Source organism: Polaromonas sp. P3_C2, from assembly GCF_056402675.1.
Map to the genome: position 1 here is coordinate 1 of NZ_JBFUGX010000110.1, position 8,599 is coordinate 8,599.

At 66.6% G+C, this 8,599-nt stretch carries 8 protein-coding genes and 1 pseudogene; all 9 read right to left on the minus strand.

The features are described from left to right. A partial coding sequence (locus AC1DWI_RS06890) for a DUF58 domain-containing protein (protein WP_477724584.1) occupies positions 1 to 1,257 on the minus strand: 1,257 nt, incomplete at its 3' end. Between the two features lie 10 nt (positions 1,258 to 1,267). Continuing rightward, positions 1,268 to 2,263, minus strand: coding sequence for an AAA family ATPase (locus tag AC1DWI_RS06895; RefSeq protein WP_457279406.1), 996 nt, complete (start codon positions 2,261 to 2,263; stop codon positions 1,268 to 1,270). 13 nt (positions 2,264 to 2,276) lie between these two features. Next, positions 2,277 to 3,545, minus strand: a complete 1,269-nt coding sequence (locus AC1DWI_RS06900; protein WP_477724585.1) for a DUF4350 domain-containing protein — start codon at positions 3,543 to 3,545, stop codon at positions 2,277 to 2,279. Further along, positions 3,542 to 4,324 carry a DUF4129 domain-containing protein gene (locus tag AC1DWI_RS06905; RefSeq protein ID WP_477671300.1) on the minus strand — a complete coding sequence of 261 codons (783 nt, stop codon included), beginning with the start codon at positions 4,322 to 4,324 and terminating at the stop codon, positions 3,542 to 3,544. The genes AC1DWI_RS06900 and AC1DWI_RS06905 overlap by 4 nt, the downstream gene beginning before the upstream one ends. Continuing rightward, a complete protein-coding gene (locus tag AC1DWI_RS06910; protein ID WP_477671301.1) occupies positions 4,321 to 5,076 on the minus strand; it encodes a hypothetical protein in 756 nt (251 codons plus the stop codon). Before AC1DWI_RS06910 ends, AC1DWI_RS06905 begins: the two co-directional genes overlap by 4 nt. After that, complete coding sequence (locus AC1DWI_RS06915; protein WP_477671302.1) at positions 5,066 to 6,058, minus strand: stage II sporulation protein M; 993 nt, start codon at positions 6,056 to 6,058, stop codon at positions 5,066 to 5,068. Before AC1DWI_RS06915 ends, AC1DWI_RS06910 begins: the two co-directional genes overlap by 11 nt. Continuing rightward, positions 6,055 to 6,771, minus strand: coding sequence for an RDD family protein (locus AC1DWI_RS06920; RefSeq protein ID WP_477671303.1), 717 nt, complete (start codon positions 6,769 to 6,771; stop codon positions 6,055 to 6,057). Before AC1DWI_RS06920 ends, AC1DWI_RS06915 begins: the two co-directional genes overlap by 4 nt. A 16-nt stretch (positions 6,772 to 6,787) precedes the next feature. Then, positions 6,788 to 7,297: an RDD family protein gene (locus AC1DWI_RS06925; RefSeq protein ID WP_477671304.1), complete on the minus strand. Its 510-nt coding sequence runs from the start codon at positions 7,295 to 7,297 to the stop codon at positions 6,788 to 6,790. 141 nt (positions 7,298 to 7,438) lie between these two features. Next, positions 7,439 to 8,599, minus strand: a pseudogene (locus tag AC1DWI_RS06930) (Rne/Rng family ribonuclease); the annotation flags it as partial.

Sequence of the window (8,599 nt, forward strand, 5' to 3'; positions counted from 1 at the left end):
GGCATCGCGCCGCGACTGCCCGAAGAGGTGGGCTGCCGCGACATCCACGGCATCCGCCGGGCTGGACAGCGCCTGGCCGGCGATGCGGCCAAGCACCCGCTCGCGCAGGCTCGCCACCAGGACGAGGTGCTTGCGGCGTAATAGTTTGAGCGCGGGACGCAGCTCAGCCGAATCCTCGTCGCGGAAGTTGGTGAGCACTATCACCAGTGCACGGCGACGTTGTACACGCAGCAGTTCCTGCGCCGCCATGAGATAGTCCGAATGCATGGCGCCGGGCTGGATGTCGTGCAGGCGGTTCATGAGGGCATTGAGTGTGGCGGCGCCTTTGCGGGGCGCAAAGTCACGCCGATGCCCGGGCAAACCGCCGAAAGTCATTGCGCCGACCTCGTCGCCTTCTTTCAGTGCGACATAGCTCAGCAGCATCAGCGCGTTGAGGGCCTCGTCGAAATGGCTGCTGCCGCGCAGCTCTTGCTCCGGGCTGCTTTCATCAGCGCGCATGCGGCGGCCGCAGTCCAGCAGGAAAAACACACACTGGTCGCGGTCGTCCTGGAATTCGCGCACGATGGGCCGCTGGTGGCGCAGTGTGRCCTTCCAGTCGATGTGCCGCAGGGAGTCCCCGGTTTTGTAATCAGCAAGCTGGCGGAAATCAGTGCCCAGCCCGCGCTGGACATAGGTTTTAATGCCGATCTGGGCGAGCCGCCGGTCACCGGAAAGCCAGGCATAGCGGGCCAGTGCGGCAAAGTTGGGATAGACACGCRGCTTCCCGGGCTGGCCTAGCGCCTGCTGCACCTCGAGACAGCCGCCGCGGGTGTGCCAGCGCAGCTGGGTCGTGCCGAAAAGGGCGACGCCGCGCTCTCTCGCGGTCACCGTGTATCGCAACTCGGCGCGCGAAGCCGGTGGCACGGTGACGGCCTGTGGCAGGCCTTCAAAGGTAAACCGCGGATCGACCTCATCGAACACCGTCACTGCCCAGGCCAGGGGGCCGTCATTGACCAGCGCCAGTGTCAGCACCGTTGGCACGCCCAGTGAAAAAGCGCCGGGCAGCGTGCGCTCAATGCGCAGCGGCGCTGTCCTCCACAGGCGCAGGCTGCGCCAGAGATCAAAAATGGCGCCTGCCAGCGCCGCCAGCAAGACGGCGCCGGCCAGTATCGCGACCCGGTCAACCGGCAAACCCCCGAGCAAGGCCAGCGCGACGGCCGCCGTGATGCAAGCCAGCACCCTGACGGTCGTTTTTGCGGGGATCACCAACCAGCGCATGAGTTGCGGCCTAGAGACGGGGGGCCTGGACGCTGCCCAGGGCACTGCGCAGCAAGTCGTCAACACCCAGGCCTTCCAGCTGCGCATCGGGCGAAATCATCACCCGGTGGCGCAAGGCCGGCAGGGCCTGCCGTGCCACATCGTCGGGTGTGATGAAGTCCCGTCCGTGCATGAGCGCGCCGGCCCGTGCAGCCCGCACTAGGGCCATGGTGCCGCGCGGCCCTGCCCCCGACGAAAGGCCTGGCCAGTCGCGCGTGGCGCGGGCGATGCGGACCGCATAGTCAATGACCTGTTCGTGCGCCTGCACCAGGCTGGCCAGCCGCTGCAGTTCAAGCACCTGCGCGTCGTCCAGGCACGGCCTGACCGCATCAAGCGGCAACTGGTTGCCGGCACGCTGGCCGGTGGTCAGCTGCACGATCGCCTTTTCTTCAGCATGGCTGGGGAAGTCGATGTTGATCTTGAGCAGGAACCGGTCCAGCTGCGCCTCCGGCAGAGGGTAGGTGCCTTCGGTATCGATCGGGTTTTGTGTCGCCATCACCATGAAGGGACGGGGCAGCGGCATGGCCTTTCCTTCGAGCGTGACCTGGTATTCCTGCATCACTTCAAGCAAGGCGCTCTGGGTTTTGGCTGGTGCGCGGTTGATTTCATCCGCCAGCAGCAGGTGCGTGAACACCGGTCCCTGGTGTACCCGCAGCGTGCCGATGCCGGCTTCGCTCCGGGTCGATGGGTCCAGCACGGAATGACCCGTGATGTCCGAAGGCATCAGGTCGGGCGTGAATTGCACGCGGGCGTAGCGCAGGCTCATGGCTTGCGCCAATGCGCGCGCCAGCAATGTCTTGCCCAGTCCCGGTACACCCTCAATCAGGACGTGGCCGGATGCGACCAGCGCCACCAGGGTCTGGTCGACGGCTTCCGATTGGCCGACCACGGCTTTGCCGACCTCCTGGCGCAGGGTTTGCAGCGACTCGGCTGCGCGGCTCAGTTCTTCGTTGGGAATGAATGACATGGTGTTTCTCGGTTCAGGATGAAGGAGGAGATGAAGCGGCAGATGAGGCGCTGGGTGAGGCGCCGGGTGAAACGGGAGACGTGAAAGCTGTTGGCTGCCGCGTGTCGGGCCCCGTGGCGTCGAGGCGCCGGCGGGCGGTTTCGATCAATTCGAGGTCGGCGGCCAGCACGCCGGGGTTGCGCGACCTGACTGCCTGGGCGCGTTCCAGCAACAGGGCGTCCAGGCCGGTGGCGCGTGCGATCTCGACTGTGCGTTGCTTCGGATCAAGCTGTGAAAACCGGCGCAATTGCCGGGTGGCCGACTCGTGCAGCGCGCGAAGCTGCGCTGTATGCAAGGCCTTCGGCCCGTGCATATGCAGAAAACGCGCCGTACCGCGCACTTGCTCGRCCATCGAGCGCCGGTGAGCGCTTGCGGACGCTGCCAACGGCCCGAAGCGCACGCTGGCGCGCCACAGGGCCAGCGCCAGCGCCAGCAAGCCGAGCAACAGGGCGGCCCAGGCCTGGTGCCACAGCCAGGGCATGAAGGGCTCCCGGGCCTCTTCGGCAACAAACCAGAATTCAGTGCCGGCGCGCGCCTGCAATGCCGCGGCCGCCAGCTGCGCATTGTCGGCGCGCAGCAGGTTGCTATTGTCCAGCAGGTTCCATCCACCGAGCACGGTGACCGTGCCCTGGCCGACCTGCACGCGCACGGCCTCAGTGCCGGCCGTGCCGCGCAGGGACCACAGCGGTGCGGCCAGCCGATTCACCGGCAGGTACTGGGGGCTGAAATATGCGCCGCAGGCGCGATAGACACGGCTGTCGGCGTAGCTCGCGATGACCTCGGCGGGCTCTTCCAGCGCGCGGCAGTCCATGTCCTTGACGGGTTTGGCCAACGGGCGCGGCGGCATCGCGGGCGACTCCCACTTCAAGGGGCTTTGCTCCGTGACGGGTAGCCAGTCCTTTAGCGATTTATGGCCGGCCAGGAAGCCCGGGATGACCAGATGCCCACCCTGTGCCACCCAGGCACGCAGGCGCTGCGCGCGTTCAGGGAACAGGTCCCAGTTGCGCGACACCAGCACCAGCCGGGCTTGCGGCGGCGGCATGGCATCCAGGCTTTTGTGCCGCACGACCCGCGCACCCAGGGCGACCAGCAGTTTTTCGGTGGCGTAAAGCGGGTTGGTGAGGGCCTCACCCTTGGYTGGCGTGGGTGTGTCGACGTCCACCCATTCGGTGGCCGACATCAGCCAGGCGCTACCCGCCAGCAACAGCACGCCGAGCAGGATGAGGATCAGTCGGTCCCTCATGCGATGGCTTTCGCCGGGGCGATGGATGCGCCCAGCCGCGCGTCAAATTCGGCGCACAGCGCCAGCACGCCGGCCGTGGGCGGCAGGCGTCCGCCATAGGCCGCCAGCTGCCAGGCGGTCACCAGTCGCGCGAAAAACTCCAGCGACATGGGCGCCAGCCGGCCCTCGCTGAGAGCCACGCATTCGCCTTCGGTGCTGGCGTTCCGGATGGGCACCGCATGCAGGTGGACCAGGCGGGAAAGCGCGCCGCGGTAGAGCAGCGACAGCGCGGGCCGCCGCTGGCCGCGCTGCCAGAGCGACGCGACTTCGGCGCCCACATCGTCGGGCAGGCTTTCAGGCCGTATGTCCAGGCTGCCGATATGGCTGGGCAGGGGCGCCATCCGGTGCCGGCCGCCGCCGGCCCGCACCTTCACCCAGCGCCGTATGCCGACCACCAGCCAGGCCAGGGCCAGCGCGCCCAGCGCCCACACGAGCAGGCGCGCGCCCTCGGACACCTTGGCCACCAAATCCTTGAGCCAGTTGAGGCTGTCGCGATCCTTCTTTTTGTCTTCCGGCTTTTTGTCCTGGCTCTTGAAGCGCAGGGATTTTTCGCTCTTGCTGCTGGGCAGGTTGGGATCGGCACGAACCCGGTCGGCGGCCGATTGCACCTGCTGGCGCGAGGGCGGCTCGGCTGGCGCCGCAGCCGGGTTGGCCCACGATGACATACCCGCCATCACGACGCAGGCCGCGGCCCATCGCCATGAAAAGCACCTTGCGGCGGCGTGGCGAGAAGCCATCATGGCCGGCCTTTCGCCGCTGCGGGGGTGAAAGCACGGCGGAATTCCTGTTCGATGTCCCATGCCTCGAGTTCAACGCGCCGGTTCAGGTACATCGCAAATCCGGCGGCCACAAAAAAGGGCTCGATCAAACCGACGACGAAAGCGTACACCGCTGCAAAAAGCAGGCTTTGCGCCGAAGCCTCCGAGTCGAGCAGCCAACGCCAGACGTCTCCGAAGCTGCCTTCAGGAGCGAACCACAGCAGCGCCGACAGGATTGCGAGTTCGAGCGCGATCTCGACATTGGCAAAAATCATCTGCATGCCGGCGCCCGCACCACGGCGCCCGCGCAGCAATTGGTCGCGCCGCTTGCGCCTGGCGCCGCCGCGTTGGCCTTCGAGCTGATCGACGGCCTGCGTGAATGAACGCCAGGGAGACAGGCGCCGCCACAGCAGTGTCCGGAGCAACTGGCCGCCCCAGACCATCCCACGGCGCTGCCAGAGGTCGTTCCACCGCGTGGGCTGGCCGAACACCGCGCGTGACAGGATGAACAACAAGGTACGGTCAAACCAGGGCTTGAGCCAGAAAATCAACAGCCCGGGGAGCCAGCCGGCAAACTCCGCCGTGCACAGCACCAGCACGATGACGACCACATACATGGGCAGGAAAGTGCGCCAGATGGAATCGGCATGGCGGCGCACCAGTGCGACACCCAGGTCCGCGGCTTCGGCCATGGGCCGCGGCCGCAGTGCAACGGCGAGTGCATCAACCTGCATGGTGTTTTCCGGGGTCCGCGGGGACGGCGCGCGGCCTTCCCTGCCACCCGAGGTAAGCCAGCACCAGCGCCCAGCAGGCTGCGCCCGCACCATATTTCACAGCGGGCGTGACCCATCGCGCCGAAGACCAGAAGGCCTCGACGGCGGCAGCGATCAGCAGGAGGCCGATGACGCCGTAAATCACCACGATGGCGTGGCGGGCCGCCAGCCGGAGCGCCTCTAGCCGGGTATGCCGGCCCGGCGCGATCAGTGCATAGCCCAGCCTGAGTCCCGCGGCGCCCGCCAGCACGATGGCGGTCAGTTCAAAGGCGCCGTGGGTGATGACGAAGGAGCAGAAGTTCTGCCCGTGGCCGGCGGCGATCAGGTAGCCGCCGACGGCGCCTATCTGCACCCCATTGAACAGCAGCACGCCGGCGCTGCCGACCCCGCCGAAGATGCCGGCCGCGAAGCAGCGAAAGCCGATGCCGATGTTGTGCATGACGTAATAGCCGAACATCTGCCAGTCACCACCGGCGTCGCGGTTGCGCCCGAAGGACCTTGCACTGTCGCTGTACATGCCGTCGAACTGCTGCACTTGCGCCGCGTCCATCAGGTGCAGGATGAAACCGGGGTCGCGGTAAGTCGCCAGGCCGGCAGCCAGTAGCGGCAGCACGAACAGCAGGAACGCCACCAGCAGGTAGGCCCGGTGCGCGCGTACGGCTTGCGGGAAGTCAACCAGCGCCAGCCGTCCAAGGCGCGCCAGGCCGTAGTCGTGCTGCCGGTAAATCAGCCGATGCGCGCCTTGCGTCAATGTTTCGAGCCTTTGCGTCAGGTGAACGGGATAGGCGCGAGCCTGCGCCAGCGCCAGGTGCTCGCAAACACGGCGGTAGAGGGTGGCCAGCCGCGCACCGTCGAACTTGCGCTGGGTTTCGGCGATACCGATCACCGTTTCGAGTTCGGTCCAGAGGGGCGCATACAGGGCTTCAAATTGCAGAGGCGTCATCGGCGCGCGTCTCCTTCACGCCGGCCCATCAGCCATTGCGCCAGCCCGAGCAGGCGTTGTGTGGCGCTGCTGCCTGGCACACCTGTGCCAAGCACGGGCTCTGCCAGCGCTGCGAGTTCGCCGAAACGTTCAGGGGTTAATCGCGTTGCACGGCCGGCCCAGGAGAGCACCGAGGCCTGTTCGGTCGCGGATAGCGGCCGTGCGGGGGCCAGCGGATCAGCCAAGGGAACATCGCCATGAAGCTTGACTGATTCGCTAAACACCACAAGGGTGCCGGCGGCCAGGTCACCCAGCCGTTTGCTGTCGCTGCGCCAGAGGACGCAGAGCAGTCCGGCACCAAACAGCGCCGGCATGAAGTCGGCGGCCCGCAGGAGGTTGCGGGTCAGCGAGGCGGCAGGCGTTACCGGCAGGCCGGAATCCATCACCACACGCAAGCCCATCGCGCGCTTGCCAGGGGTGGCCGCGGCGCGGGTCAACTCGAACACCACGGGATAAAACCACTCGAGGCCGAAGTAGGTCACCAGCAGGATTGCCGCGCCCGCCTTGCCCATTGCTCCGACCACTACGGCCACAGCGATAAACAGGCAGGACCGTATGGCCAGGTCAATCAGGTAGGCTTGCCCGCGTGCCACGATGCCGGCGGGCCGTAAGGACAATGTGATGCCCTCCGGTGTTTCGGCCGTGTACAGCGTGTCGAGGCGCGCGGTTGTCACAGGGCTRGGCTGCCTGTCAGATCTTGAAGACCACGGTGTCCGCAATCTCGTCATGCAGGCAGCGACGGGATTTCCGGAAAATCATCAGGCAGTCCAGCAGGGAATAGACCCACAGGACGACCACCATGATGCTGGCCGCGAACCCCGCGCCATATCGGAGGGCCAGGCGCTTGACGGAAACGGACTCTCCCGAAGGTCGGGCAATGCGTATCTTGAGCAAGACCTTGCCAATCGTCTGGCCCCGTGTCGCGAGCAGGTAGCCGTTGAGCACAAGAAAAATCAGGGCGCCGACACCCATGCTCACCAGATCGACGGACCACATGTCGCGTCCTTCCGTGTTCCAGGGATTGAAGGGCGTCAGTACCGACACCAGCCAAAGGAAGAGGGACTGAATAACAGCGTCGAGCATCACGGCGCAAAATCGCCGCATGCGACTGGCCAGCTCAGGCCCCTCTGACGCCGCGACCACGTCGTCTACGCTGGCCTGCGGCGGCGCATAGCGCGCATCGTGCTGCGGATTGTCCATCGTCCTCTCCCCATGCCTATTTTGTTGGGTTGATTCTAGGGCCTCTTAACGACATTGCTGCAAGATAGGAAGGACGTAAAAAAGGCCCGCATTTGCGGGCCTTTTGGTGAGGTGCCGCTTATGCGGCAGAGGTCGGCGCGTTTACTGGCCGGCCGATTGTTCGAAAGGCAGCTTCACAGCGCCGAGATCGCGCCTGGTCTCGACCAGCACCAGCGGGCCTTCGTCGGCGACCACCAGCGGTGGGCGCTCACGCGGTACGTGGACCGGCTTGGCTTCGGCGGCGATGGCGGCTTTGGCTTCGGCGATCTTGGCGGCATCTGAGTTGACCCACTGCAAGCCTGAGGACTGGGCGACCTGAACCAGGTCCTGCAGGGGCAAGTCGTAAGACTGAACCTTGGGCAGGCTGGCAGCAACCGGCACAGCGGCTGGCGCCGGTGCGGGGGCAGGAGCTGCTACGGGTGCGGCAACGGCTGCTGGGGTCACGTAGGCTGGAGCCAGTACAGCAACCGGAACGGCGGCAGCCACCGGTGCTACAAATTCAGGAGCTGCTTGCGCACGCTGCTCTTGGGCTTGCGGCTGATTAGGTTCCGAAAATTCGGCTTGCCCGCTTGCCTGTCCGGCTTCTGCAGGTTGCTCGCTGCGCTCACCGTTTTCGCCGCGTTCGCGGCGGTCACGGCCATAGCGGTCCCGGCTGCGGCGTTCGCGTGGCTGGCGTTGGTCTTCGGCCTGGCCGTTTTGTGCAGGGGCGATCACATTGCCGGCATCGTCCAGTACGGGGGCTGCCGCTACGGCTTCAGGATTGAAGCCGGCGCTGCCTTCAGCGGCAGCATTCTGGCCTTCGGCGCCTTCAGGGCGGTCTGTGCGGCGGTCGTTGCGACGGCCGTTGCGGTCGCCGCGGTCACGGCGGCCTTCACCACGCTCTCCACGCGGTTCACGGTTGCCTTGTGGGCGTTCGCCGTCTTGCGGTGCGCGTTCCTGGCGCGGCTCGCCGGCTTCACCGCCCATGGCGGCTGCCATGGCGGCCTGGTTGGCCAGTGCGAGGTCCTGCTCGACGGAGTCGCGCTGAATGCGCTCACCACCGCGCTCGCCACGTTCACCGCGCTCGCGGCGGCCGCGGCCTTCGCGGCTGGGGTTTTCGCTGCGGGGCTGGTCGCCGGCATTTTCAGGACGGCTTTCGCCGCGGGCTTCACCGGCTGGGCGTTCCTGGCGGCCGGCTTCGTTGCGGCCTTCCGGGTTGCGTTCGCGGCGCTCGCCGCCACGGCCTTCATTGCGGCCTTCGCCACGGCCCTGGCCCTCTGGGCG